The sequence below is a fragment of the Labrys wisconsinensis genome, from assembly GCF_030814995.1.
GTDB lineage: Bacteria > Pseudomonadota > Alphaproteobacteria > Rhizobiales > Labraceae > Labrys > Labrys wisconsinensis.
On record NZ_JAUSVX010000001.1, the window covers coordinates 466,813 to 491,201 of the forward strand.

Below are 24,389 nucleotides of genomic sequence, written 5' to 3' on the forward strand. Positions count from 1 at the left end.
AAGGCCAGGGCGCCATGCGAAAGCCGCAACGCCTCTGCTATGATGCAGCTCGAATCGCCCATGCTCCAGCTCTTCCGCCGCACCGCGCCGCCGCCCGACCCGACCCGTATCGAGGTCCGGATCGGCGCAGCCACCTATCCCATCACGGTCCGGCGCCTGGCGGCGGCCCGGCGCTACACGCTCCGGGTGCGCACGGCCCAGCGCGACGTGGTGCTGTCCATGCCGATGCGCGGCAGCCTCGCCACGGCCAAGGCCTTCGCCGAAAAGCATGCCGGCTGGATCGCGGCGCGCCTGCACAAGTTCGCCGAGGACGTCGCCTTCGCCGACGGGGCGCTCGTGCCCCTGCGTGGGGTTCCCCACCGCATCACGCATCGGCCGGAGGGTCGCGGCACGGTGAAGCTGGAGGATGGCACCCCGCCGCTGCTCGTCGTGGCGGGCGACGCCCCGCATCTGCCGCGCCGGCTCACCGACTGGCTGAAGCGCCAGGCCCTGGCAGACCTGCGCAAGGCGGTGGAGCGTCATTGCGCCGCCATCGGCGCCAAGCACGGCCCGGTCAGCGTCAAGGACACGGCGAGCCGCTGGGGCTCGTGCTCCTCCTCGGGGGCGCTGGCCTTCTCCTGGCGGCTGATCCTCGCGCCGCCCTTCGTGCTCGATTATCTCGCGGCCCACGAAGTGGCCCATCTCAAGGAGATGAACCACTCGCTGCGCTTCTGGCGGCTGTGCCAGACGCTGTGTCCGCACACGCCGCAGGCCAAGGCCTGGCTGAAGGCGCACGGCGCCGAGCTGCATCGCTACGGCTGAAGCGCTGCTGACACGAGGCTGGCAGCAGGATGCTGATACGTCAGGCGTCGATCCGAGGGAGGACGCCATGATCACCTTCTACCACTCGCCGCGCTCGCGTTCCTCGAGCATCCACTGGCTGCTGGAAGAGCTCGGGGCAGAGTACAAAACCGAGATCGTCGACATCCGCGCGCCGGGCGGCGCGCCGGAAACCTATCGCGCCATCCAGCCGAGCAAGAAGGTGCCGGCCATCGTGCACGACGGGACCGTCGTGACCGAGCGGGCGGCGATCTGCATCTATCTCGCCGACGCCTTCCCGCAGGCCGGGCTGGCGCCGCCGGTCGGCGATGCCGGCCGCGCCGCCTGGCTCACCTGGCTGGTCTACAGCGACGCCGTGTTCGACCCCGTGATCGCCGGCAGGATGCGCGGGCTCGCGGTCGCCACCTCGAACGACTATTCCTTCGGCCTCTACGACGACATGGTCGCCAATCTGGAGAAGACGCTGGCAGCACGCCCCTATATCGCGGGCGAAGCCTTCACCGCCGCCGACACCCAGATCGGCAGCGGCATCCACTACGCCGTGCACATCCTCGGCGCGCTGGCCGACCGCCCGGTGTTCCAGGCCTATCTCGGGCGGCTCCAGGCGCGGCCGGCCTTCCAGCGCTACATCCGGAAGGAGATGGCGCTGGCCGCCGGCTGAGGCGGCGCCGGGCGAAGCCCCCCGCCCCCGGCCTCAGATCAGCTTGTCCAGGGTGATCGGCAGGTCGCGCACCCGCCGGCCGGTGGCGTGGAACACGGCGTTGGCGATCGCCGGCGCCACCCCGACGATGCCGAGCTCGCCCACCCCCTTGCCGCCGAGCACGGAGGCGTGCGGATCGGGCACGCCGACCGAGATCACCTCCAGGCCGGGAATGTCGGCATTGGTGGCGACGAGGTAGTCCGCCAGGTTGGCGTTGGCCAGGCGGGCATGGCGCGGATCGACGATGCCTTCCTCCAGCAGGGCCTGGCCGATACCCATGATGATGCCGCCTTTCCACTGGCTCTCCGCCAGCTTCGGATTGTAGAGCCGACCGGAGTCGAAGGCCGACACCATGCGCGTCACCCGCACCGTGCCGAAATCCTCGTCCACCGCCACCTCGACGAAATGCGCGCACCAGCTGTGCAGGGAATAATCGCCGTCGGTCGGCGACAGCATGTCGCGCAGCGCCTCGATGCGCTCGCGCCCGAGCCGGCGCATCAGCTCGGCCAGGGCGATGCGCGGCCCGTCGCCGCGCGGCGCCGAGACGAAGCCGTCGGCGACCACGAGCGTGTTGGCCTGCACGGCGCCGAAGGGCGAGCCGGGCTGGTTGATGACGAGGCCGATCAGCTCGTCGCGGGCGGCGAGCGCCGCCTTGTGCACGGCCACCGTCATCAGGTTGGCGAGCTGCGAGCCGCCGGAGACCGGTGCCCGCGGCAGGGCGGAATCCCCGAGGCTGACCGTGACGTGCTCGACCGGCACGCCGACCGCATCGGCCGCCGTCTGGGCCAGGATCGTGTAGGTGCCGGTGCCCATGTCGGTGCCGCTCGAGGCGACCTCGACCCGGCCGTCGCCGAGGATGCGCACCAGCGCCTCGCCCGGCGTGCGGCGCACGGGATAGGTGCCGGCGGCAAGGCCCCAGCCGATCAGGCGGTTGCCGCGCCGCATCGAGCGCGGCGCGAGCGGGCGCTCCCACCAGCCGAAGGCGTCGGCGCCGGCGGCGAAGGCTTCGCGCAGCTGCCGCGTCGACCAGGGCTTCCTCGCATGCGGGTCCTCCTCGGCATAGTTGAGCAGGCGGATGGCGAGCGGGTCGAGGCGGACCTCCCAGGCGAGCTCGTCGATGGCGCATTCGATGCCGAAGGCGCTCGGGTTCTCGCCCGGCGCCCTGAGCGGCCCCGGCAGCACGGTGTTGACCGGCACCACGCTCTGGCGCGAGGAGAAGTTCGGCGTCGCGTACATGATCGCGGTGACCGAGCCCAGCGTCTCGACCGCCAACCCGTCGATCGAGGTCTCGTTGACGCCGCGGTGCACGATCGAGACGAGCTTGCCCTCGCGCGTGGCGCCGAGCGCCAGGGTCTGGCGCGTCGCCGGCCGTCCGCCATAGGCGGTGAAGCCCTGCGCCCGGGTGATGGCGAGCTTGACCGGCCGGCCCAGCATCTTCGCCGCCATCGCCGCGATGGCGCCATGGGCATAGGCCAGCGCCTTGGAGCCGAAGCCGCCGCCGATATAGGGCGAGATCAGCCGGACGTTCTCGAACGGCACGCCGAACCATTCGGCATAGGTGCGGGCCATGCCGTCGAGCCATTGGCTCGGCTCCCACAGGGTGAGGGCGTCGCCGTCCCAGCGGGCGATCAGGCCGTTCGGCTCGATCGGCACATTGTATTCGCGCGGCGTCGTATAGTCCCGCTCGATGCGGACCGGCGCCGTCGCCAGCGCCGCCTCCGCGTCGCCCCAGGCCATGGAGAGCCGCTCGATCGGCAGGCCCTCGCCGGCCCGCGGGTCGTCGAGATCGGCGATGGCGGGTGCGGCCTCGCAGGTGACGCGGACCAGCGCCGCCGCGGCGGTCGCCTGCTCGAAGGTCTCGGCCACCACGGCGGCGACATGCTGGCCGCTGAAGGTGACGGTGCGCGCCAGCGGCTCGTAGGGCCGGTCGGGCGGCGGCGTGCCGAGCCAGCTCGAGGCCGAGGCGAGGCGCAGGGCATTGTCCGGCGTCAGCACGAGCAGCACGCCCGGCGCGGCCTCCGCCGCCGCCGTGTCGATCGCCAGCACCCGGCCGGCGGGGATGGTGCTCTGCACCGTCACGGCATGGGCGAGGCCCTCGATGGGATGCTCGAGCGCGGAGGTGGCGGCGCCCCGCACCTTGGCCGCGCCGTCGAGGCGGGCCAGCCGTGCCCCGAGCGCGCTCGCTCCGTCCGCGGCATCGCCGTGCTTCACTCTCTCCTGGACGCTCATGTCAGGCCTCCGATGGTCAGGATGGCGCGCGCCACGACACGCGGCGCAAGCTCGATCTTGTGGTGGTTGGCGCCGCGGTCGACGGCGCCCTCGACGGCGAGGCGGCCCGCCCCCGGTCCGGCATCGGCTGCCGGGACCGCTCCTCCTGCCTTCGGACCGCGATCGCGGCGATCGAAAAGGCATGACATGTCGGACGCGTGGTGGAATAATGAACGGAGGCGGTTCCGGATACAGTAAGCGGAGGAGCCTCCGTTTGATCAACATAGAGGCTTGCCGCGTCCGGTTCAAGCCCGTCGCGCGTTGGAGTCGATCGTGGCCGTCGAGCCCTCGGCCGCGCCCCCCGGGGCGCCGCCTTCGTCCAGTGAGAGGCGGCTGCGCGCCGATGCGCGCCGCAACCGCGAGAAGCTCGTCGAGGTCGCCGCCGCGCTCTTCGCCGAGCAGGGCGTCGACGCCTCGCTGGAGGAGATCGCGCGCCGCGCCGGCGTCGGCATCGGCACGCTCTACCGGCACTTCCCCACCCGCGAGCACCTGGTGGAAGTGCTCTATCGCCGCGAGGTCGAGGCGCTCTGCGCCGCCGCGGAGGAGCTGGCGGCCCGCCACCCCGCCGACGTGGCTCTGGCCGAGTGGATGCAGCGCTTCGTCGGCTATATCGCCGCCAAGCGCGGCATGGCCAAGAGCCTGCGCATCCTGCTGGAGAGCCACGGCGAGCGGCTCGCCGACACTTATCGCAAGATCCCCGTGGCGCTGCAGCGCCTGGTCGAGGCCGCCGTCGCCGAGGGCAGGATCCGCGGCGACGTCGACCATGCCGACGTGCTGCAGGCGCTCTCCGGCATCTATTCGGCGCCGGACTCGCCGGAGTGGCAGGCCCGCTCCCGCCGCCTGGTCGGGCTCCTGATGGACGGCCTGCGCCACGGCGCGCCGAAGGCGGCGGGAGGCTGAAGCACGCCGGCGCCAACGTAGTTGGACGTCCGCAGACAGGTGCGCCGCGCTTTCAGCCGTCATGGCCGGGCTCGTCCCGCCCATGACGAACCGCCTTACTTATCCCCGGACGGCGCCATTGATTTTTGCCGCGCACCCGACTATGAGAACGCCTCCCCGCATCGACCGGCTGATAAGGGCTGCCGTGGCGATGCGCATGGCTCGGACGGTTTCACCATCGTCAGGCTGCATGGGCGACTGGATCATTGCGATCCCGGCGCCCTTTATCATTTCGGAGACGAGCAAAATGCCCAAGATGAAGACGAAGTCGGGCGCCAAGAAGCGCTTCAAGATCACCGGCACAGGCAAGGTGGTCTATGCCCAGCAGGGCAAACGGCACGGCATGATCAAGCGGACCAACAAGCAGATCCGCAACCTTCGCGGCACGCGCGTCCTGTTCAAGTCGGACGGCGAGAACGTGAAGAAGTACTTCCTGCCCAACGGCTGATCGCCGCAGGCATAAAGCACAAACCAGGAGATCAGCCATGTCGCGCGTGAAACGGGGCGTTACGTCCCATGCCAAGCACAAGAAGACCCTGAAGGCCGCCAAGGGCTTTTACGGTCGCCGCAAGAACACGATCCGCATCGCCAAGCAGGCGGTGGATCGCTCCATGCAATACGCCTATATCGGCCGCAAGCAGAAGAAGCGCACCTTCCGCGCGCTCTGGATCCAGCGCGTCAACGCCGCGGTCCGCGAGTTCGGCCTGACCTATTCCAAGTTCATCGCCGGCCTGGTCAAGGCAGGCATCGAGATCGACCGCAAGGTGCTGTCGGACCTCGCCATCCGCGAGCCCGAGGCCTTCAAGGCCCTGGTCGACAAGGTCAAGGCCGTCGCCGCCTGATCGACCGGCTTCCAGCCGTTTTCGAAGAACCCGCCGCGGGCTCCGCGGCGGTTTTTTGTCGCGCGGCCCGGCGCGAAACCGCGATCGGCGCCGAGGCTCCATGACGGTGCGGTTGTCGGTGCCGTGGATGACCCCGCCACATTTCCGCAACGATCATCTGTTGCCCTGGCCCTCGAGAACATTCTCTTGGATGATGAGAGGTGGTAATCGTGAGACATTGGTCAGTCCTGACGGCATGGATGGTGGGGGCAGGGACAGTCTTGGCTGCCTTGACGACCCAGGCAAGCGCCCAATATTACCCAGCGCCGGGCTATGACGGGCCACCGCCGGGCTATGGCAGGCCGCCGCCGGATTATTACGCCCCGAGGCCCCGCGGTCTGGGAAGGCCGTGCGCGCCCGAAGACGGGTTCTGCAGAGCACCTGCGGGGGCAATCATCTCCTTCGGAGCCAACGGCTCCTATGTGCGTCGACGCAGCCCCCCCGGAGGCTTGCCTTGCGACAGGCGCGTTTTTGGAGATCCGGCATACGGCATCCGCAAGACCTGCTTCGTCCGGTATTGACGCGCCGCGGCAAGGACCGCGCGCAACCCTGGTCCGGCGACGGCTTTCGGCGCGGGCCGATATCGGCATTTGCCGGATATCCCTGCCGCCATGGGCCGCCGCTGGCGCGTCCGCGACGCCGCATGATGGGGACGCGCCCTCGACCTCGATCGGGGAGGACGTGATCGGGAAAGACTCGATCGGGAAAGACTTGGCGGCGGTCACAAGGGCGGGGCGCCGGCCTCGCTGAACTTCGTGCGGCCATGGCCGACACGACGGTGCCGGAGACGGCCACCTCCCCCGCCGAGCCGGCGCATCGATCCTGTCCGGCGGGTGCGGACCGGGTTCTTCCCATCGGGCTCTTCCTCCGGACCGGCGGAGTTCCGACCTTGGCGGCCATCTTGTTTTGCCGATGCGCGGCTCGCGAGTAAGGTGCGCGAGCCGGGACCTCTGCGGTACCGGGGCACGTCAGCCGGCAGTGGAGGAGCATCATGCCGACCAGGGATCCCGCCAACTGGATGCTGTCCGAGGCGATCGAGACGCTGGCCCGTGCCGAGCGCATGCACCGCCAGATGTTCGGCCTGCGCGCCGCCGACCCTGCGCGCGAGCCGCGCTGGGAGCCGCCGATCGACGTGCTGGAGACCGACCGCGAGGTGCTGATCCTGGTCGCGCTGCCCGGCGTCGATCCCGACGAGGTCGAGGCGGTGATCGACGACGGCGCCCTGATCGTCGCCGGACGGCGCACCCTGCCCGCCGAGCTGCGCAACGCCGTGATCCATCGGCTCGAGCTGCCCCAGGGCCGGTTCGAGCGGCGCATCCCGCTGCCGCCCGGGCGCTACACCGTCCGGCAGATGGCCGCCAACGGCTGCCTGGTCTTCAGCCTCGTGAAGGCGCTCTGAGGAGGCTGAGATGACCGTGCCCAACGACGCCGACCAGTCCCGCCCCGACCAACCCCGCCCCCTGCCCGAGCCGCCGGCCGGTGCCGGCGTGCCCCTGCCGAGCGACGCGCTGATCGTCCTGCCGGTGCGCAACATCGTGCTGTTCCCCGGCACGGTCATGCCGGTTTCGATCGGCCCCGCATCCATCGCCGCCGCCCAGCAGGCGGTGCGCGAGGAGCGCCAGGTCGGCGTCTTCCTGCAACGCGACAGCGAGGCCACCGCGCCGGGCCCCGACGGGCTGCACTGGGTGGGAACGCTGGCCAACATCGTGCGCTACATCACCGCCCCCGACAACACGCACCATGTGGTGTGCCAGGGCGTGCAGCGCGTGCGGCTGCTCGGCTTCCTGCCCGGGGCCCCGTTCCTGGCCGCCCGCTTCGCTCAGATTCCCGAGCCCGCCGGCCGCTCGCCGGAGATCGAGGCACGCTTCCTCCACCTGCAGAGCCAGGCGATCGAGACGCTGCAGCTCATTCCCCAGGCGCCGCAGGAGCTGATCGCCGCCTTCCAGTCGGCGACCTCGCCCTCGGCCCTGGCCGATCTCGCCACCGCCTACATGGATGTCAGCCCGGCCGAGAAGCAGGAGATCCTGGAGACGATCGACCTCGTCGCGCGCATGGACAAGGTCTCGCGCCTCTTGGCCCAGCGCATCGAGGTGCTGCGCCTCAGCCAGGAGATCGGGCGCCAGACCAGGGCCTCCCTCGACGGGCGCCAGCGCGAGGCGCTGCTGCGCGAGCAGATGGCGACGATCCAGCGCGAGCTCGGCGAGAGCGACGGCAAGGCGCAGGAAGTGGCCGAGCTGACCCAGGCGATCGCCAAGGCGAAGATGCCGCCCGAGGTCGAGAGCCAGGCGCGCAAGGAGCTGCGCCGCTACGAGCGCACGCCCGAGGCGGCGGGCGAGTCCGGCATGATCCGCACCTATCTCGACTGGCTGGTCGAGCTGCCCTGGGCCCTGCCCGAGGAGAAGCCGATCGACATCGCCGCGGCCCGCCGCATCCTCGATGCCGACCATTACGGCCTGGAGAAGATCAAGAACCGCATCATCGAGTTCCTGGCGGTGCGCAAGCTCGCGCCCCAGGGCAAGGCGCCGATCCTGTGCTTCGCCGGGCCGCCCGGCGTCGGCAAGACCTCGCTCGGCCAGTCGATCGCCCGGGCCCTGGACCGGCCCTTCGTGCGCATCAGCCTCGGCGGTGTGCACGACGAGGCGGAGATCCGCGGCCACCGGCGCACCTATATCGGCGCGCTGCCGGGCAACATCATCCAGGCCATCAAGAAGGCCGGGGCGCGCAACTGCGTCATGATGCTCGACGAGATCGACAAGATGGGCCGCGGCATCCAGGGCGATCCCTCCGCCGCCATGCTGGAAGTGCTCGACCCCGAGCAGAACGGCACGTTCCGGGACAATTACCTCGGCGTGCCCTTCGACCTCTCCCGCGTCGTGTTCATCGCCACGGCCAACATGCTCGACACCATCCCCGGGCCGCTGCGCGATCGCATGGAGATCATCAGCCTCGCCGGCTATACCGAGGGCGAGAAGCTGCAGATCGCCCGCCGCTACCTCGTGCGCCGGCAGCTGGAGGCCAACGGCCTCACCCCCGAGCAGGCCGAGATCGACGATGCGGCCCTCACCGCGATCATCCGCGGCTACACGCGCGAGGCGGGCGTGCGCAACCTCGAGCGCGAGATCGGCCAGGCGCTGCGCCATGCGGCCGTGCGCATCGCCGAGGGCAGCGCCGAGCACGTGCATATCGGCGCCGAGGACCTTGCCTCCGTGCTCGGGCCGCCGCGCTTCGAGAACGAGGTGGCGATGCGCACCAGCATCCCGGGCGTGGCGACGGGCCTGGCCTGGACGCCGGTCGGCGGCGACATCCTGTTCATCGAGGCGACGCGCGCGCCCGGCAGGGGTGCGCTGATCCTCACCGGCCAGCTCGGCGACGTCATGCGCGAGAGCGCTCAGGCGGCAATGACCCTGGTCAAGAGCCGTGCCGCGTCCCTCGGCATCGATCCCGCCCTGTTCGAGAAGAACGACATCCATGTGCACGTGCCGGCCGGCGCCACGCCCAAGGACGGGCCGAGCGCCGGCGTCGCCATGTTCATGGCGCTGGTCTCGCTCCTGAAGGACCGGACCATCCGCAGCGACACGGCGATGACGGGCGAGATCTCGCTGCGCGGCCTGGTGCTGCCGGTCGGCGGCATCAAGGAGAAGGTGGTGGCCGCCGCCGCGGCCGGGGTGACGCGGGTGATGCTGCCGGCGCGCAACCGCCGCGACTTTGACGACATTCCCCAGGACGCCCGCAACCTCCTGGAGTTCGTCTGGCTGGAGCAGGTCGACGACGCCATCGCCGCCGCCCTGGAGGGTGCCCCGGTCTAAGCTTCTCGTGGCTTCAACCACGAATTGATTTTGCATTCTCCATGCAAAATCAATGCTGCTCAGATTCCAGAGTAAAGGCAGGTTCGAGAGAACCTGCCCGGGCGGCGACGCAGTAGCCGAGCCCGGCCTCACGGCTGCGGCGCGGTCAGCCCCTGGCGCTCGAGGATGGCCCAGGCCTCCTCGGCGTCCTCGGCATAGGAGAACAGGGTGAGGTCCTCCGGGCGCACGAAGCCTTCCTCGATCATGGCGTCGAAGGCGATCAGCCGCGTCCAATAGGCGCGGTCCATCAGCACGATCGGGCAGAACGGCATCTTGCCGGTCTGGCGCAGGGTGACGATCTCGAACAATTCGTCCAGCGTGCCGAAGCCGCCGGGAAACACCACCAGCGCCGCCGCGTGCATGGCCAGGTGCATCTTGCGCATGGCGAAATAGTGGAAGCGGAAGGTGAGCTCGGGCGTGGTGTAGGGGTTCGGCTCCTGCTCGTGCGGCAGCACGATGTTGAAGCCGATGGTCGGGGCGCCGGCCTCGCTGGCGCCGCGGTTCGCCGCCTCCATGAAGCCCGGGCCGCCGCCGGTGGCGATGACGTTGAGGCGCCCCTCCGGCCCGTCGTTGAGCGCGCCGCCGCGCTCGGAGGCGATGCGCCCGAAGCGCCGTGCCTGCTTGTACCAGCGTCCGTGATTGCCGGGCCGCCCCTCGCGCACCCGCGCCGAGCCGAAGACCACGATGGTGGAGCGGATGCGGAACTTCTGCAGCCCCTCCTGCGCCTTGAGATATTCGAGCTGGAAGCGCACGCCGCGGGTGGAGTCTCCGAGCAGGAAGTCGGGATCGATGGCGGCGAGGCGATAGGCGGGAGAGGTCTTCTGGGCGGTGGAGTCGGGCATCGGAGAACTCATGCTCGGGACGTCGGATCGCCATCGTCGGCGCGGCCGCGGTCGGCCGCGGCCGCCTTGCTGTCGCGCCGGTAGGGGCGGGAGCGCGGACAGACCTCGGCGAGGAAATGCACCAGCGTGCCGGCCAGCGACTCCTCGTTGAGGCCGTAATGCACGTTCTGGCCGCGTTTCTCGCGCCAGACCAGCCCGGCATTCTCCAGGACCGACAGATGCTTGGACACGGCGGGGGCGGACATCACGGTCTTGAACCGCTCGACGATCTGCCCGGCCGTCATGTCGGCCTTCGACAGATAGGCGAGAATCCGCCGGCGGGGCGCCGACGACAGCGCTTCGAAGACCTTGTCGGCCGTCATGACGGAAATCGGCTCACCATGCCCCCTTCGGTTCCTTAGGACATAGCACGCCGGCTTGCAACATGATTGTATTCATGATCTAATTAACTAATGAGTTAATTATTAGGCGAGAACGCCATGCGCACGCTGCCGCCAGGATACGGAATTCCCGGGGACGCATCGCCGGCCGAGCCGCCGGAGCGGCGGCGCGACCAGGCCCTGGAGGCCGATCTGCAGAATGCCGCCAGCATGCATCATTCGCCGCGCATGACCGACGACCCGCAGACCGATGCGATGCAGGGCACCGTGCGCTGGGCGCCGGTCAAATCGATCTGGTGGACGGCCATGGCGCTGGGCGCCCTCGTCGGCGCCCCGCTCAATGTCACCTGGGGCGCCTTCGCCCTGTTCCTCGTCACGACGGCCACGACCATCTGCCTCGGCCATTCCCTCGGCATGCATCGTCGCCTGATCCATCGCTCCTATGACTGCCCGCTCTGGCTGGAGCGCCTGTTCGTCTATTGCGGCACGCTGGTGGGCATGGCCGGCCCGTCCGGGATCATCCGCCAGCACGACATCCGCGACTGGGCGCAGCGCCGGCCCGGCTGCCACGCCTTCCTCGCCCACCGCAATTCGATCCTCAAGGATGGGTTCTGGCAGCTCCATTGCGAGCTCCGGCTCGACCATCCGCCGGTCCTGACCATCGAGCGGCGGGTGCGCGAAGACCGCTTCTACCGCCTGCTCGACCGCACGGTCATGGCGCAGCAGGCGCCTTGGGCCCTCGCGTTCTGGGCGATCGGCGGCTGGCCCTGGCTGTTCTGGGGCATCGCCATGCGCGTCTTCCTGTCGCTCACCGGGCATTGGCTGGTCGGCTATTTCGCGCATAACCGCGGGCCGCGCACCTGGCACGTCGAGGGCGCGGGCGTCCAGGGCTACAACGTGCCGCGGGTGGGCTTCCTCACCATGGGCGAGGCCTGGCACAACAACCACCACGCCTTCCCTGCCTCGGCGCGCCTCGGCCTGCACGCGGGCGAGACCGACCCGGGCTGGTGGGTGCTGGTCGCGCTCAGGGCATTGGGCCTGGTGTGGAACGTCAGGACGCCGGAGACCCTGCCGAGCCGCGCCGCGCTGCGGCGGATCGACGAGCGCGGCGATGCGGCTGGCGTCGGCGCCGTCTTGCCGCTAAAGCGTTTTGCGATTTGGCGGACTCGCCAAGCATCGCAAAGACGCGTCGAAACAAGAAGCTAGAGCAAAGAAGCGTTTCCGTCCAAACGCGCTTTGCTCTAGAACGCGCCTGACACCCGAGCCTTCCGTCCGAGTTCCGCCATGACCGATCTCGCCGCGCTGGAGCGCGCCATCCTCACCGACATCGACGCCGCGGCGGACGAAGCCGCCCTGGAGGCCGTGCGCATCGGCGCGCTCGGCAAGAAGGGCTCGATCTCCGAGCTGCTGTCCGGCCTCGGCCGCATGGCGCCGGAGGAACGCCGCACCGCCGGCGCCGCCATCAATGTCGCCAAGGAGACGGTGACGCAGGCCCTCGCCGCCCGCCGCGCCGTGCTCAAGGCCGCGGCGCTGGAGGCGCGCCTGGCCGCCGAGGCGGTGGACGTGACGCTGCCCACCCGCGAGAACGGCATCGGCGCCGGCCGCCTGCATCCGATCAGCCAGGTCATCGACGAGATCACCACCATCTTCGCCGACATGGGCTTCGCCATCGCCGAAGGGCCTGACATCGAGACCGACGACTACAACTTCACCATGCTCAACTTCCCGCCGGGCCACCCCGCCCGCGAGATGCACGATACCTTCTTCTTCGCGCCCGACGAGACCGGCGAGCGCAAGGTGCTGCGCACCCACACCAGCCCGGTGCAGGTGCGCACCATGCTGAGCCAGAAGCCGCCGATCCGCGTCGTCATCCCCGGCCGCACCTATCGCAACGACAGCGACCAGACCCACACGCCGATGTTCCACCAGGTCGAAGGCCTGGTCATCGACAAGACCAGCCATGTCGGCCACATGAAATGGGTGCTGGAGGAGTTCTGCCGCGCCTTCTTCGAGGTCCCCTCGGTGAAGATGCGCTTTCGACCCTCCTTCTTCCCCTTCACCGAGCCCTCGCTCGAGGTCGATATCCAGTGCGCGCGCAAGGGCGGCGAGATCCGTTTCGGCGAGGGCGAGGACTGGCTGGAGATCCTGGGCTGCGGCATGGTGCATCCCAACGTGCTGCGCAATTGCGGCCTGGATCCCGACGAGTACCAGGGCTTCGCCTGGGGCATGGGCATCGACCGCATCGCCATGCTGAAATACGGCATGCCGGATCTGCGTCCCTTCTTCGACGCGGATGTGCGCTGGCTCGCCCATTACGGCTTCCGGCCGCTCGACATGCCCTCGCTCGCCGGCGGCCTCACCGCCTGAGCCCCGGATTGCCGCACGGTTAACCCGGCGGTAACCCTCCGCCCGCCATGCTGCGGCGCAAGGGCGGAGGGGTACGCCGGGTTGCCGGCTACGGGATGCGGGTCTATACGGGCTGGCGTCTCTCCGCGCGACGGCATGAGCCCGAGCCCGACTCCCGCCAGACGGATCCATGCCCAGTCTTCACCACCATCCCCTCGACCCCCATTCACGTTTCATCCGCCTCGTGCTCAATGAGATCGGTCTCGACGTGGACCTGGTCGAGGAGAAGCCGTGGGAGCGAGAGGAGCGGTTCCTCCACCTCAACCCTGCCGGCCTGCTGCCCGTGCTGGTCGAGGACGGCGGCCTGGTCGTGCCCGGCGTCTCCGCCATCGCCGAATATCTCGACGAGGCGCACGGCGCCGGCCTCGGCGAGCACCGCCTGCTCTCGCTCGACACCGCCACCCGCGTCGAGACGCGCCGCCTCGCCGACTGGTTCCTGACCAAGTTCCATGCCGAGGTCTCCGACTATCTCGTCACCGAGAAGATCCTCAAGCGCTTCATGCCGGAGGATGCGGGCGGCGGCGCCCCCGACACCTCGGCCATCCGCGCCGCCAAGACCAATGTGCGCTATCATCTGCGCTATCTCGGCTATCTCGCCCGACGCCGGAACTGGCTGGCGGGCGACCGGTTGAGCTATGCGGACCTCGCCGCGGCGGCGCAGCTCTCCGTGGTCGACTATCTGGGTGACGTGCCTTGGGCGGAAGACGACACGGCGAAGGACTGGTACGCGCGGATCAAGTCCCGCCCGTCCTTCCGGCCGCTGCTGAACGAGATGGTGCGCGGCACCACCCCGTCGTCGACCTACGCGAATCTCGACTTCTGACCGGCGCCGCCCTCAAATCCGCCCTGGTTGCGCGCGCCCGCGGCGAAGGCTTCGACGCCGTGCGCGTCACCGCGCCCGACGCCGTGCCCGAGGCGCCGGGCCGCCTCTCCGCCTTCCTCGCCGCCGGCCATCATGCCGGCATGGACTGGATGGCCGCCCGTGCCGGCGAGCGCGCCGATCCCAGCGTGCTGTGGCCCGAAGTCCGCAGCATCGTCATGCTCGGCCTCAACTATGGCCCGGATCTCGACCCGCGCGCGGCGCTGGGTGACCGCACCGGCGGCGTGATCTCGGTCTATGCCCGCGGCGACGACTACCACGACGTCGTCAAGAAGAAGCTGAAGAGCCTCGGCCGCTGGCTGGGCGAAGCCTCGGGCGTCGCGCTGAAAGTGTTCGTCGACACCGCGCCGGTCATGGAGAAGCCGCTCGCCGCTGCGGCGGGCCTCGGCTGGCAGGGGCGGCACACCAACCTGGTCAGCCGCGAGTTCGGCTCCTGGCTGTTCCTCGGCTCGATCTTCTCGGCCGCCGATCTGCCGCCGGACCCGCCGGAGAGCGACCATTGCGGCTCCTGCCGCGCCTGCCTCGACATCTGTCCGACCGCGGCCTTCCCGGCGCCCTACCGGCTCGATGCCGGGCGCTGCATCTCCTACCTCACGATCGAGCACAAGGGCGTCGTCCCGGCCGAGTTCCGTGCGCCGATCGGCAACCGCATCTATGGCTGCGACGATTGCCTGGCCGTCTGCCCCTGGAACAAGTTCGCCAGCGTCGCTCGCGAGCAGGCCCTGTCCGCGCGGCAGGCGCTGAAGGCGCCGCGCCTCGCCGACCTCGCCCGGCTCGACGACGCCGCGTTCCGCGCCCTGTTCCGCAAGAGCCCGATCAAGCGCGTCGGGCGAGACCGCTTCGTGCGCAACGTGCTGATCGCCATCGGCAATTCGGGCGACGCCGCTCTGGCGGAGGAAGCCGCCCGCCTCGTCGGCGACGCCTCGCCCCTGGTGCGCGGCATGGCGGTCTGGGCCCTCGCCCGGCTCGACCCCGCCCGCCTGTCGCACGAGGCGGCCCATGCCAGGGAAAGCGACGACACGGTGCTGGCGGAATGGCGCGCCGCCGGCATCGTCGTCAATACGACGCCGGCTATCGTCTTGACGACGCAGCCGGTGATCCCATACCGGTGAGGCCGGCGTCCGTTGAAGCGTTCCAGTCCAAGAGGTTGCGATGAGGCATCGGGGAGAAGCGCGCAAGGTTGCGGGCAAGACCGCCGAGAAGTTCGGCGACGCCGCGCAGTTCTTCCGCACCTGGGCGGAAAAGCCGCTGCAATTGGGGTCGGTGACGCCGTCCAGCCGCTTCCTCTCCCGCGCCATCGCCAGCTATGTCGACCCGCGCGCCGACGGCCCGGTGGTCGAGATCGGCCCCGGCACCGGGCCGGTGACCGAGGCGCTGGTCCGGCACGGCGTGGCCGAGAGCCGGCTGGTCCTCCTGGAATACAGCCCGGAATTCTGCGCCCTGCTGCGCCGCCGCTTCCCGGCCGCCACCGTGGTGCAGGGCGACGGCTATGCCCTGACCAGGACGCTCGCCGGCGAACTGCCGGCCAAGGCGGCCGCGATCATCAGCGGCCTGCCGCTGTTCACCAAGCCGGAGGCGTTGCGGCTCGACCTGCTGCGCCAGGCCTTCACCCTGATGAAGCCCGACGCACCTTTCATCCAGTTCACCTATGCGATGGTCTCGCCCATGCCGCTGAAGGATCCCTTCTTCACCTGGCGGGCCTCGCCGCGCATCTGGCGCAACGTGCCGCCGGCGCGGGTATGGATCTACCGCCAGCCGATGAAGAACTGACGAACCGGAAACCGATCGGCAGGAGCCGACGAGCGAGGACCCGATGAGCGCACCCAGCACCCGCGACCGGCTGATCGTCGGGCTCGACGTCGATGGCGTCGCTGCGGCCGAGGCCGTGGTGGCCCGGCTCGGCGACACGGTGTCGTTCTACAAGATCGGCTACCAGCTCGCCTTCCGCGGCGGCCTGCCCTTCGCGCGCGAGCTCGCGGCCTCGGGCAAGAAGATCTTCCTCGACATGAAGCTGCACGACATCGGCAACACGGTGACCAAGGGCGTCGAGGCCATCGCCGCGATGGGCATGACCTTCCTCACCGTGCACGCCTATCCCCAGACCATGCGCGCCGCCGCCGCCGGCGCGCGCGGCTCGGATCTCACCGTCCTCGGCGTCACCGTGCTGACCTCCTATGACGAGGCCGATCTGGCCGCCGCCGGCTACGGCCACGGCGTCGCCGATCTCGTGGCGCGCCGCGCCGAGCAGGCGGTCGAGGCGGGCATCGGCGGCCTGATCCTGGCGCCGGACGAGGCGCAGGCGATGCGGCGCCAGGTCGGCGCGCGCCTCCTCCTGGTGACACCGGGCGTGCGCCCGGCCGGCTCCGATATCGGCGACCAGAAGCGGGTGATGACGCCGGCCGCCGCCATCCGGGCCGGCGCCGACCACCTCGTCGTCGCCCGGCCGGTGGTGGCGGCCGCCGATCCCAAGGCTGCCGCGGAGGCGATCCTGGCCGAGATCGAAGGCGCGCTGGCCTCGGCCTGAGCCGCGCCGCTCAATCCGCCCTGACCAGGCGGCCGGTATAGACGATCGGTCCGGTCGCCTGCCCCGTCGGCGACCCGCCAGCCGGCTCCACCGACACGGCGAGCAGCGTCGCGGGATCGCGCCAGGCCGAGTTGGCGACCTTGGCGATCGAGCGCCGGTCCGCGCCATCGACCAGGCCGAGCGACACCGGCTTGGCGCCGGGCGGCACCGCCCAGAGCTCGAAGGACTTGCCGGGTTCCGGCTTGAGCTGCAGCGAGCGCACCGCCAGCGTGCCCTTGGCGAGGTCGACCGCCACCACGAGCGGCGGCGTCTCGCCGCTGGCGCTGACCACGCCGACGAAATGCTCTCCCGCGCCGCCGGAGAGGAAGCGCGACGGGCCGAGCGCCACGAGCACCGCCAGGCCGGCGGCGACGGCGCTCGCGGTCCCGGCCGCCCAGCGCCAGCGATTGACGCGCCGCTGCAGCATCCGCGTGCGCGCCGCGATCGCCTCCTCCAGCCCGATCACCACCCCGGTCGCGCGTACCTCCGCCACCGGCCCGATCTCCGGGAACGCGGTCGGACGCCGCATCGGCGGCAGCTCGGCGGGCGCCGGCTCGTTGGGCGAGGGAACGCCGGGTGCCGGCTCCGCAGGAGATGGCACCCCGGGTGCCGGCTCCACGGAAGAGGGCATCCCGGGTGCCGGCTCGTTGGGAGACGGCATCCCGGGCACCGGCTCGAGCAGCGGCGGTTCCGCCGGCGGCGGCTCGACCGGCGCCGCGTCCATCGCCAACGGCACCGGCGCGCCGGGCGGTTCGGCGGGCACCGGCTCGGCCGCCGGCCGGCCGAGATCGATCGCATCCAGCCGCGCCACGGTCTCGGCCGCGATCCGCGGCCAGAGCTGCGGCGACGGCACGACCTCGGGCACGACATGCGCCAGCGGCACGAGGCGGTCCTGCCAGGCCGCCACCTCGGCGGCATAGTCTGCGTCGCCGCCGAGCCGCTCCTCCACCGCGGCGCTCTCCTCGAGCGTGCGCAGGCCGAGCACGGTCTCGCCGGCGATGACGCTGAGGGCCAGCCGTCTGGTTTCGTCGGTCATCGGCCCAGGCACTCCCGAAGCGAGGCCAGGCCCCGATGGATCCAGGACTTGACGGTGCCGATCGGCACCGCCAGGGCCGCGGCGATCTCGCTGCCCTGGGCGCCGTCGACATAGGCCGAGAGGATGGCGCGGCGCGGTCCGTCGGCCAGTCCGTCCATGCAGGCCAGCAGCGCCCGCAGGTCCGAGCGGTCGGCGGCGACCGCTTCGGGCGAGGGCATCAGATCCATCACAGCGTCCATGTCCGTCTCGTCGCCCGCCGACTGCTCGCTCCGCCGCCGCAGGATGTCCAGGGCCCGGTTGCGGGTGATCGTGGCCAGGAAGGCGAATCCCGATCCGAGCGCCGGATCGAAGCTCGCCTGCCCGTTCCAGAGCTTGACGAACACGTCCTGCACCACGTCTTCGGCGCTTTCGCGTCGCTTCAGGATACGCAGCGCGACCCCCAGAAGTTTCGGCGCGGCCTGGTCGTAGAGCGCACGGAAGGCGGCCGCGTCCTTGCGCGCGACCCCTGTCAGCAGCGTGTCGATGGTCTCCTGCATCACCACCCCGATCCGCCGCCGCCACCACCGCCACCGCCGGACGACCCGCCGCCGTCCGACCCGGAACTGGACCCGGGCGGCGATGATGCCGCCGCGGTGCTCGTCGCCAGCCCGCTGCCGAGACCGTCGGCGAAGCGGGCGGGGCGGCCGGCGTCCCAATTTGAACCGGAATACCATGCCGGTGCGGAAACGCCAGCCATCGCGAGCACCTGCGTGAACATGCTGCTCCATTGATGGGCGCAGCCGAGCGCCAGCGCATAGGGCAGATAGCGCTCGAACAGCTCCGGCGTGCGTTCCGGCGGATTGAGCACCGCGAGGCGGTCTTCCTCGGTGGTCGCGAGGTAGAGGCGGAAGCCTTCGATCTTGTCGAGCAGCACGCGCCCCGAGGGGGTCGGCGCCGTGAGCAGGAAGAAGAACGCCACGTTGAGCGCCACGAGGAGGATGGCGGCGATCACCACCTCCATCAGGTCGAGGGGGAGCCAGCCCTGCAGAACCGCGCCGATCGGGAACAGCAGGCCGGCGCAGGCGAAGGGGATCAGAAACAGCAGCAGGAAAAGCCCGCCGAGCCTGGAGAACCCCCGGCCGGCGGAGAACGCCGTCCAGCCGCGGCGGCCGGCGAGGGCGATCACGCCCCACCAGACGGCGGTGAAGCCGGCGGCGGCCAGCGCCGCGGACGTCTCGCCCGAGGCGAGCGCGAAGGCCAGCGCCAGCACCGCCAGCGACAGCGCCGCCCCGCCCCAGAACCAGCCGCGATTGAGCACGAAGGCAACGCCGCGATATTCGTTGTCCAGGACGCGGGACAGCGCCTTGCGCGCGCCGCCGATCTTCTCGTGGTTGCTGTCGACGACGTCGACCGGCTGCGGCCCGAGAGCCGCCAGGAGGCCGCGCTCGCCGGCGGAGAGCCCGGCGACGTCCTTGGCCTGCGGCTCGAAGCGATAGCCGGCGCTGCCGTCGACGATGTTGAGGTGCCCCTTCACCGCCAAGCCGATCACGGCGCTGGCGAAGGCCTTGTCGTCGAAGCCCTGCTCGCGCACATAGCGCGCCGCCGCCGGGGTCAGCCCGTCCGGCGGTCGGAACAGCGGCACGATCACGCCGGCCGCCGGGTCGCGGCCCACCCTGGACCAGGCGCGATAGTAGAACAGACCGATGCCCACCAGGCCGAGCCAGGCGACGATCGCCGCGGCATTGTCCTGAAGGAACCACCACGCCTTCTCCGCTCCGCCCGGTGGTCTGACGACGCCCTTCGGAAAGGCGACCGCGACGGTGAAGCCCTCGCCCGCCGAAAGCGGCCGGGTGGTGCGCGCCGCGAACCGCCCGGCCGGTGCCGGCAGGACGGTGAAATCCCGTCCCTGCGCGCCCTGCGGACCGGTATAGCCGGCGCTCCTGAGGATGGCCGCCCCGGACGGCAGATCGACCGTGACGCTCGCCGCATCGATCGGGAACGTCCAGCCATTGCCGGTGACGTTCCAGTAGAGCTCGTCGAACCCGTCGAAGAAGCCGAGCTCGCGCGTGGCGCGGTAGCGGATGGCGTAGGTGGTGGGACGGTGCTCGAGCAGCACGTCCTTGCTGCCGATGCGGATGCGCTTGCCGTTGTCGATCGCCTCCACCGCATAGGGTTCGTCGCGGCCGTCGCGCTGGACCGAGACCACGCCGAAGCCGGCCGTGACCACCCGCCCGTGCCGGTCGACATAGCGCGTGGGGAAGTCGCGGATGATGCCGCGCCGGATGACGATCCCGAGGACGTCGACCCGGATCGTCTCGGTCACGTCGAGCGAAGCGTCGGGCATGACGCGCACGGCCGAGTCGAAGGACAGGATCCGCTCCTCGGCCGCCGAAGCCCCGAGGCAGGCGGCGAGGAGCAGCAGGACGGCGAGGAGGGTCCGCATCTCACCGCGCGCCGAAATCGACCTTCGGCACGGCGCGGGCGGCTTCGTCACCGATGGCGAAGAATTCGACCGGCTGGAAGCCGAACTGGCGCGCGACCAGGTTGGACGGGAAGGATTCGATCAGCGTGTTGAAGTTGCGCGCCGCCCCGTTGTAGTAGCGCCGCGCCGACTGCACGTCCTCTTCGATCGTGGCGAGCTGGGTCTGCAGCTCGCGGAAATTGGCGTCGGCCTTGAGCTCGGGATAGGCCTCAGCCACGGCGAACAGCCGGCCGAGGGCCGCCTGCATGCCGGTCTCGGCCACCGCCTGGGCGCCGACGCCCTGCGCCCCGATGCTGCGGGCCCGCGCGGCCGTCACGTCGTCGAACACGGCCTTCTCGTGGGCCGCGTAGCCTTTCACCGTCTCGATCAGGTTGGGCACCAGGTCGGCGCGGCGGCGCAGCTGCACGTCGATGCCGCTCCAGCCCTCGGCCGTCAGGTTCCGGTTCCGGACCAGGCTGTTGTAGATCGAGACCGCGTAGAGCGCGATCAGCACGATCGCGCCGAGGATGAGGAGTGAGGTCATGGAGGATTCGCCCGCATTGTCGCGAGCGCCACCATGCCTTCCACGGCGGTGCGAGTCGTGTGCGCAATCGCACGGCGCGCAAACGGCCCCGGCCGCGAAGGCGGGGCGGCCGGGGACGTCAGTCCTTGGCGCGCTCGACGTAGGAATTGTCTTCCGTCAGCACGACGATGCGGGTGCCCACGCCGATATGCGGGGGCACGTTGACGCGCAGCCCGTTGGACAGGACCGCCGGCTTGTACGAGGACGAGGCCGTCTGGCCCTTGGTGACCGGCTCGGTCTCCGTCACCTCCAGCGTCACCCGCGTCGGCAGCTCGATGCCGACCGGCACGCCGTTGTAGAGGCTGATCTGCGTCGTCATGTTCTCCTGGAGATACACGGCCTGGTCGCCGATGACGTCGGCTGGCACGGTGACCTGCTCGTAGTTCTCCATGTTCATGAAGGCGTAGGACTCGCCGTCCTGGTAGAGGTAGTTGTGGTCCTTGGTCTCGATGAAGGCACGCTCGACCTGCTCGGTGGTCTTGTAGCGCTGCGAGGTCTTCACCCCGTCGGAGAGGCGGCGCATGTCGATCTGCGTCGTCGGCGTGCCCTTGCCGGGAAAGAAGCTTTCGGCCTTGAGCACGGCATAGAGCTGATCGTCCACCTCGACGACGTTGCCTTTGCGGATCTGGCTGGCGATGACCTTCACGATGAACTGCCCTTCGATGAATTCTTCGGGCCGGGTCATACACCGAAGGATGCGCCAGCGAAAGCCAGCGGCACGAAACAAGCGTGGGCAGCGGCCGCAAGCGCCTCGCTCCATCTTGCGCCCGTGCCCGCCGCGCGCAATAAGCCGGGACGATCGGTCGAGATGTCCCGCCATGCCCGCCTTCAAGAATCGCGTGTTCTCCGGCGTCCAGCCCACCGGCAACCTGCATCTGGGCAATTATCTCGGCGCCATCCAGCGCTTCGTCGAGATGCAGAAGACGCATGACTGCATCTTCTGCGTCGTCGACATGCATGCCGTCACCGTCTGGCAGGACCCGCACGAGCTGAAGAATCAGATCCGCGAGGTCACCGCGGCCTTCCTTGCCGCCGGCATCGACCCGAAGGCGCATATCGTCTTCAACCAGAGCCAGGTGGCCGAGCACGCCGAGCTCGCCTGGATCTTCAACTGCGTCGCCCGCATGGGCTGGCTCAACCGCATGACGCAGTTCAAGGAGAAGGCCGGGAAGGACCGCGAGGCCGCCTCGGTCGGCCTGTTCGCCTATCCCAACCTGATGGCGGCCGACATCCTGGCCTACCACGCCACCCATGTGCCGGTCGGCGAGGACCAGAAGCAGCACCTGGAGCTGGCACGCGACATCGCCCAGAAGTTCAACAACGATTTCGCCGAGTCCATCGCCGCGCACGGCTTCGGCGATGCCTTCTTCCCCCTGCCCGAGCCGCTGATCCAGGGGCCGGCGACGCGCATCATGAGCCTGCGCGACGGCACCAAGAAGATGTCGAAATCCGACCCGTCGGACCTCTCGCGCATCAACATGACCGACGACGCCGACACGATCGCCGCCAAGATCCGCAAGGCCAAGACCGATCCCGAGCCGCTGCCCTCGGAGGCCAAGGGCCTGGAGGGCCGGCCCGAGGCCGACAACCTGGTCTCGATCTTCGCCGCCCTCTCCGGCCGCACGCCGGCCGAGGTCCTCGGCGAGTTCGGCGGCGGCCCCTTCTCCACCTTCAAGACCGCCCTCGCCGACCTGACGGTGGCAAGGGTCGCGCCGGTGACGGCGGAGATGCAGCGCCTGATCGCCGATCCCGGCCATATCGATGCGGTGCTGGCCGACGGCTCGGCCCGGGCGCGGGCCATCGCCACCCCGATCATGGATGCGGTCAAGGACGTCGTCGGCTTCATCCGCTCGCGCTGAGCGGGCGGCAGCGTCCCGCCGCGGGAATTTCACCTAAAGCGTTTTGCGATTTGGCGGAATCGCCAGGAATCGCAAAGGCTCATCGCAAAGGCTCATCGCAAAGACGCGTCGAAGCAAAAGGTTAGAGCAAAGCAGCGTTTCCGCCGAAACGCGCTTTGCTCTAGAAGGGCGGAGCGGCCGGGCGCCGGACCCGACCGCCTTCGGGAGGCCCGCCATGCTCGCCGCCAAGCGCACCGCCTATGAGCCGGGGCACCGGCCCAAATATCTCGTGATCGTCGACGAGACCCCGGAGAGCGACCGCGCTCTCTACTACGCGGCCAGGCGCTGCGCCCGCATCGGCGCCGGCGTGGTGCTGGCGATCATCACGGTGCCGGAGGCGGTGGAGGACTGGCTCGGCGTCGGTGCGCTGATGCGGGCCGAGGCGGAGGAGAAGGCGCAGGAGGTGCTGGTCCGCGCCGCCGCGCGGGCCCGGGCGGTCGCCGGCGTCGAGCCCGAATGCGTCGTCCGCGCCGGCCAGAAGGCCGACGAGATCGTCGCGCTGATCAACGAGGATACCGACATCGCCGTGCTGGTGCTGGCCGCCGGCACCGGCAAGGAGGGGCCCGGCCCGCTGGTCTCGACCCTGGTCGGCAAGATGTCCGGCAGCTTCCCGATCCCGATCGCGGTGATCCCGGGCAGGCTGACCGACGAGCACATCGACACGCTGGCCTGAGCGGCCGAAGGCCGGATCAGGCGGCGCGGGTCTCCGAGGTGCGTCGCACCTGCAGGAAGCGCAGCACCCGCTGCGCCGTGGTGCGGTCCATGCCGTGATAGGCCGCCATCAGCGCCGGGTTGCGGGCATAGGCTTCGCGCCGGCGCTTGCAGCGCAGCTCCAGCACCTGCTCGAAGGTCTCCCAGGAGGCGTCGAGGCAGCGCATCAGCACGATCATCGGCTCTTCGTTCGGGCTGGAGAGCGCCTTCATCGCGGTCGCGTGGTCGATATGGACGAGGTCCGCCACCAGCGAGGCGATGTCGAAGGCGCGGTCGCCGCGCGCCAGCTCGGCGACCTCGCGGTCGATGGTGGAGAGGCCCGCCCGGATGTCCCGCGCCATGGCCGCGACCTCGCGCACCTCGTGCTCGCGATCGTCGAACTTGGCGGAGAGCCGCGCCTGCAATTGCTGCAGCATCGCCGGTGCCACCTGGTCGGAGGCTTCCAGGCCCATGGCGCCGAGGGTTTCCCGGAGCTTGGCCGAGAGCAACGTCGAGAGCTCGCCGACCACGTCCGCCGGCAGGTCCGGCCGATTGGCGAGGCCGTAGCGCAGGCTCTCGTCGGACTGGGCGTGCTGCACCAGCCGGCCGAAGCCGGGCGTGGAGAAGCGTGCTCCGGAATTGGCGACGAGCAGGTGGCGCACGCTGGCGCTGCCATGCTCGAGCAGCACGTCCGTCACGACGGCGCTGAGGCTGCGGCGCCGGCAGATCGCCTGGCGATGCTCGTCGCCGACCTCGGCGATCAGCTCGACCAGCTGGGCGTCGGCCAGCACCGGCGAACGCTCCAGCACCGGGCGTGCCACGGCGATCTCGTCGCGGGCCAGCCTCATCACCAGGCGATGGGAAGCTCCGGCCTCGTCGGCGACCTGGTCGGCGAAGGCGGCGCGCGCGCGCACGTCCACATCCTGCATCACCCGAAGCACGATCTCGTCGAACAGCGCATTCTCGGACACGTTGCGTTCCGACAGGCCGTCGAAGAACAGGTCGGTGATGCGCCTGAGCAGGGCACTGCGCTTCTCCGACGAAGGCTCGCGCGCCAGCTCCAGGAGATCGTCACCCACCATCCGAGACCCCCGTTCCCGCCCGCGCTATGTCGTTTCAGCATACCGGCCGATGGGTTAAGACAGGTTTGACCCCGTCGTCCGATTTGTCGCTATCCCCGCGAGATGCGGAGCATCTTCGCCCCGCGAGATGCGACACT

Annotated in this window: 24 protein-coding genes and 1 pseudogene; 15 read left to right on the top strand and 10 right to left on the bottom strand. The window is 70.1% G+C overall.

Annotation, left to right across the window (positions count from 1 at the left end; genetic code table 11):
* Window positions 1-60 precede the first annotated feature (60 nt).
* A complete protein-coding gene (locus QO011_RS02095) occupies window positions 61-801 on the top strand; it encodes a M48 family metallopeptidase (RefSeq protein ID WP_307267003.1) in 741 nt (246 codons plus the stop codon).
* A gap of 67 nt (window positions 802-868) precedes the next feature.
* A complete protein-coding gene (locus QO011_RS02100) occupies window positions 869-1,480 on the top strand; it encodes a glutathione S-transferase family protein (RefSeq protein ID WP_307267005.1) in 612 nt (203 codons plus the stop codon).
* 33 nt (window positions 1,481-1,513) lie between these two features.
* Here QO011_RS02100 and QO011_RS02105 read toward each other — a convergent pair whose 3' ends face one another.
* Complete coding sequence (locus tag QO011_RS02105) at window positions 1,514-3,748, bottom strand: xanthine dehydrogenase family protein molybdopterin-binding subunit (RefSeq protein ID WP_307267008.1); 2,235 nt, start codon at window positions 3,746-3,748, stop codon at window positions 1,514-1,516.
* A pseudogene (locus QO011_RS02110) lies at window positions 3,745-3,891 on the bottom strand (FAD binding domain-containing protein); the annotation flags it as partial. The gene QO011_RS02105 and the pseudogene QO011_RS02110, both read right to left, overlap by 4 nt.
* Window positions 3,892-4,060: 169 nt before the next feature.
* Between QO011_RS02110 and QO011_RS02115 the strand changes: the two are divergent.
* From QO011_RS02115 to lon, 5 genes are all read left to right on the top strand, one after another.
* Window positions 4,061-4,687 (top strand): TetR/AcrR family transcriptional regulator, encoded by a 627-nt coding sequence (locus QO011_RS02115; RefSeq protein WP_307267010.1) that lies wholly within the window; start codon window positions 4,061-4,063, stop codon window positions 4,685-4,687.
* 286 nt (window positions 4,688-4,973) lie between these two features.
* Entirely contained in the window at window positions 4,974-5,174 is a 201-nt protein-coding gene (rpmI, locus tag QO011_RS02120; protein WP_307267015.1) for a 50S ribosomal protein L35, read from the top strand.
* 37 nt (window positions 5,175-5,211) lie between these two features.
* Entirely contained in the window at window positions 5,212-5,568 is a 357-nt protein-coding gene (gene rplT / locus QO011_RS02125) for a 50S ribosomal protein L20 (protein ID WP_307267018.1), read from the top strand.
* Between the two features lie 1,030 nt (window positions 5,569-6,598).
* Complete coding sequence (locus tag QO011_RS02130) at window positions 6,599-7,006, top strand: Hsp20/alpha crystallin family protein (RefSeq protein ID WP_307267021.1); 408 nt, start codon at window positions 6,599-6,601, stop codon at window positions 7,004-7,006.
* Between the two features lie 10 nt (window positions 7,007-7,016).
* On the top strand, window positions 7,017-9,413 hold the full coding sequence (lon, locus tag QO011_RS02135; protein WP_307267023.1) for an endopeptidase La: 2,397 nt from the start codon (window positions 7,017-7,019) through the stop codon (window positions 9,411-9,413).
* A gap of 128 nt (window positions 9,414-9,541) precedes the next feature.
* On the opposite strand, the gene QO011_RS02140 is transcribed toward lon, so the two are convergent.
* Together QO011_RS02140 and QO011_RS02145 are read right to left on the bottom strand one after the other, a co-directional pair.
* Complete coding sequence (locus QO011_RS02140) at window positions 9,542-10,294, bottom strand: LOG family protein (RefSeq protein ID WP_307267026.1); 753 nt, start codon at window positions 10,292-10,294, stop codon at window positions 9,542-9,544.
* An 8-nt stretch (window positions 10,295-10,302) separates the two neighbouring features.
* Window positions 10,303-10,656 carry an ArsR/SmtB family transcription factor gene (locus QO011_RS02145; protein ID WP_307267029.1) on the bottom strand — a complete coding sequence of 118 codons (354 nt, stop codon included), beginning with the start codon at window positions 10,654-10,656 and terminating at the stop codon, window positions 10,303-10,305.
* A 117-nt stretch (window positions 10,657-10,773) separates the two neighbouring features.
* On the opposite strand from QO011_RS02145, the gene QO011_RS02150 reads away from it, so the two are divergent.
* From QO011_RS02150 to pyrF, 6 genes are all read left to right on the top strand, one after another.
* The gene (locus QO011_RS02150) at window positions 10,774-11,880 is read left to right on the top strand and encodes an acyl-CoA desaturase (RefSeq protein ID WP_307267033.1); all 1,107 of its coding nucleotides are present in this window, start codon (window positions 10,774-10,776) and stop codon (window positions 11,878-11,880) included.
* Between the two features lie 78 nt (window positions 11,881-11,958).
* Window positions 11,959-13,041: a phenylalanine--tRNA ligase subunit alpha gene (gene pheS / locus QO011_RS02155; RefSeq protein WP_307267036.1), complete on the top strand. Its 1,083-nt coding sequence runs from the start codon at window positions 11,959-11,961 to the stop codon at window positions 13,039-13,041.
* A 169-nt stretch (window positions 13,042-13,210) separates the two neighbouring features.
* Window positions 13,211-13,903 (top strand): glutathione S-transferase family protein, encoded by a 693-nt coding sequence (locus tag QO011_RS02160; RefSeq protein ID WP_307267038.1) that lies wholly within the window; start codon window positions 13,211-13,213, stop codon window positions 13,901-13,903.
* On the top strand, window positions 13,900-15,072 hold the full coding sequence (gene queG, locus QO011_RS02165; RefSeq protein WP_307269194.1) for a tRNA epoxyqueuosine(34) reductase QueG: 1,173 nt from the start codon (window positions 13,900-13,902) through the stop codon (window positions 15,070-15,072). The genes QO011_RS02160 and queG overlap by 4 nt, the downstream gene beginning before the upstream one ends.
* 40 nt (window positions 15,073-15,112) lie before the next feature.
* Window positions 15,113-15,730 carry a class I SAM-dependent methyltransferase gene (locus QO011_RS02170; RefSeq protein ID WP_307267041.1) on the top strand — a complete coding sequence of 206 codons (618 nt, stop codon included), beginning with the start codon at window positions 15,113-15,115 and terminating at the stop codon, window positions 15,728-15,730.
* Between the two features lie 43 nt (window positions 15,731-15,773).
* Window positions 15,774-16,484, top strand: coding sequence for an orotidine-5'-phosphate decarboxylase (pyrF, locus tag QO011_RS02175; RefSeq protein WP_307267043.1), 711 nt, complete (start codon window positions 15,774-15,776; stop codon window positions 16,482-16,484).
* 10 nt (window positions 16,485-16,494) lie between these two features.
* On the opposite strand, the gene QO011_RS02180 is transcribed toward pyrF, so the two are convergent.
* From QO011_RS02180 to efp, 5 genes are all read right to left on the bottom strand, one after another.
* A complete protein-coding gene (locus QO011_RS02180) occupies window positions 16,495-17,559 on the bottom strand; it encodes an anti-sigma factor domain-containing protein (RefSeq protein ID WP_307267046.1) in 1,065 nt (354 codons plus the stop codon).
* Window positions 17,556-18,095 carry a sigma-70 family RNA polymerase sigma factor gene (locus QO011_RS02185; protein ID WP_307267049.1) on the bottom strand — a complete coding sequence of 180 codons (540 nt, stop codon included), beginning with the start codon at window positions 18,093-18,095 and terminating at the stop codon, window positions 17,556-17,558. Before QO011_RS02185 ends, QO011_RS02180 begins: the two co-directional genes overlap by 4 nt.
* The gene (locus QO011_RS02190) at window positions 18,095-19,981 is read right to left on the bottom strand and encodes a DUF2207 domain-containing protein (RefSeq protein ID WP_307267051.1); all 1,887 of its coding nucleotides are present in this window, start codon (window positions 19,979-19,981) and stop codon (window positions 18,095-18,097) included. The genes QO011_RS02185 and QO011_RS02190 overlap by 1 nt, the downstream gene beginning before the upstream one ends.
* Before the next feature lies 1 nt (window position 19,982).
* Window positions 19,983-20,543 carry a LemA family protein gene (locus tag QO011_RS02195; protein WP_307267053.1) on the bottom strand — a complete coding sequence of 187 codons (561 nt, stop codon included), beginning with the start codon at window positions 20,541-20,543 and terminating at the stop codon, window positions 19,983-19,985.
* A gap of 118 nt (window positions 20,544-20,661) precedes the next feature.
* Window positions 20,662-21,228, bottom strand: coding sequence for an elongation factor P (efp, locus tag QO011_RS02200; protein ID WP_307269196.1), 567 nt, complete (start codon window positions 21,226-21,228; stop codon window positions 20,662-20,664).
* Window positions 21,229-21,400: 172 nt separating this feature from the next.
* Between efp and trpS the strand changes: the two genes are divergently transcribed.
* Window positions 21,401-22,441 (top strand): tryptophan--tRNA ligase, encoded by a 1,041-nt coding sequence (trpS, locus tag QO011_RS02205; RefSeq protein ID WP_307267055.1) that lies wholly within the window; start codon window positions 21,401-21,403, stop codon window positions 22,439-22,441.
* 214 nt (window positions 22,442-22,655) lie between these two features.
* The gene (locus QO011_RS02210; RefSeq protein ID WP_307267057.1) at window positions 22,656-23,153 is read left to right on the top strand and encodes a universal stress protein; all 498 of its coding nucleotides are present in this window, start codon (window positions 22,656-22,658) and stop codon (window positions 23,151-23,153) included.
* 16 nt (window positions 23,154-23,169) lie between these two features.
* Here the strand turns inward: QO011_RS02210 and QO011_RS02215 are convergent, their stop codons facing one another.
* Window positions 23,170-24,252, bottom strand: coding sequence for a DUF2336 domain-containing protein (locus QO011_RS02215; protein ID WP_307267059.1), 1,083 nt, complete (start codon window positions 24,250-24,252; stop codon window positions 23,170-23,172).
* Window positions 24,253-24,389 lie beyond the last annotated feature (137 nt).

Excerpts from the sequence above, each read along its gene's own strand:
- QO011_RS02100 (WP_307267005.1), top strand. The coding sequence starts at position 869 with ATGATCACCTTCTACCACTCGCCGCGCTCGCGTTCCTCGAGCATCCAC.
- trpS (WP_307267055.1), top strand. The coding sequence starts at position 21,401 with ATGCCCGCCTTCAAGAATCGCGTGTTCTCCGGCGTCCAGCCCACCGGC.
- QO011_RS02145 (WP_307267029.1), bottom strand. The coding sequence starts at position 10,656 with ATGACGGCCGACAAGGTCTTCGAAGCGCTGTCGTCGGCGCCCCGCCGG.
- lon (WP_307267023.1), top strand. The coding sequence starts at position 7,017 with ATGACCGTGCCCAACGACGCCGACCAGTCCCGCCCCGACCAACCCCGC.
- pyrF (WP_307267043.1), top strand. The coding sequence starts at position 15,774 with ATGAGCGCACCCAGCACCCGCGACCGGCTGATCGTCGGGCTCGACGTC.
- QO011_RS02185 (WP_307267049.1), bottom strand. The coding sequence starts at position 18,095 with ATGCAGGAGACCATCGACACGCTGCTGACAGGGGTCGCGCGCAAGGAC.
- QO011_RS02170 (WP_307267041.1), top strand. The coding sequence starts at position 15,113 with ATGAGGCATCGGGGAGAAGCGCGCAAGGTTGCGGGCAAGACCGCCGAG.
- QO011_RS02190 (WP_307267051.1), bottom strand. The coding sequence starts at position 19,981 with ATGCGGACCCTCCTCGCCGTCCTGCTGCTCCTCGCCGCCTGCCTCGGG.
- QO011_RS02180 (WP_307267046.1), bottom strand. The coding sequence starts at position 17,559 with ATGACCGACGAAACCAGACGGCTGGCCCTCAGCGTCATCGCCGGCGAG.
- QO011_RS02130 (WP_307267021.1), top strand. The coding sequence starts at position 6,599 with ATGCCGACCAGGGATCCCGCCAACTGGATGCTGTCCGAGGCGATCGAG.
- QO011_RS02095 (WP_307267003.1), top strand. The coding sequence starts at position 61 with ATGCTCCAGCTCTTCCGCCGCACCGCGCCGCCGCCCGACCCGACCCGT.
- QO011_RS02140 (WP_307267026.1), bottom strand. The coding sequence starts at position 10,294 with ATGCCCGACTCCACCGCCCAGAAGACCTCTCCCGCCTATCGCCTCGCC.
- QO011_RS02215 (WP_307267059.1), bottom strand. The coding sequence starts at position 24,252 with ATGGTGGGTGACGATCTCCTGGAGCTGGCGCGCGAGCCTTCGTCGGAG.
- pheS (WP_307267036.1), top strand. The coding sequence starts at position 11,959 with ATGACCGATCTCGCCGCGCTGGAGCGCGCCATCCTCACCGACATCGAC.
- rpmI (WP_307267015.1), top strand. The coding sequence starts at position 4,974 with ATGCCCAAGATGAAGACGAAGTCGGGCGCCAAGAAGCGCTTCAAGATC.
- QO011_RS02195 (WP_307267053.1), bottom strand. The coding sequence starts at position 20,543 with ATGACCTCACTCCTCATCCTCGGCGCGATCGTGCTGATCGCGCTCTAC.
- QO011_RS02210 (WP_307267057.1), top strand. The coding sequence starts at position 22,656 with ATGCTCGCCGCCAAGCGCACCGCCTATGAGCCGGGGCACCGGCCCAAA.
- QO011_RS02150 (WP_307267033.1), top strand. The coding sequence starts at position 10,774 with ATGCGCACGCTGCCGCCAGGATACGGAATTCCCGGGGACGCATCGCCG.
- rplT (WP_307267018.1), top strand. The coding sequence starts at position 5,212 with ATGTCGCGCGTGAAACGGGGCGTTACGTCCCATGCCAAGCACAAGAAG.
- QO011_RS02160 (WP_307267038.1), top strand. The coding sequence starts at position 13,211 with ATGCCCAGTCTTCACCACCATCCCCTCGACCCCCATTCACGTTTCATC.
- QO011_RS02105 (WP_307267008.1), bottom strand. The coding sequence starts at position 3,748 with ATGAGCGTCCAGGAGAGAGTGAAGCACGGCGATGCCGCGGACGGAGCG.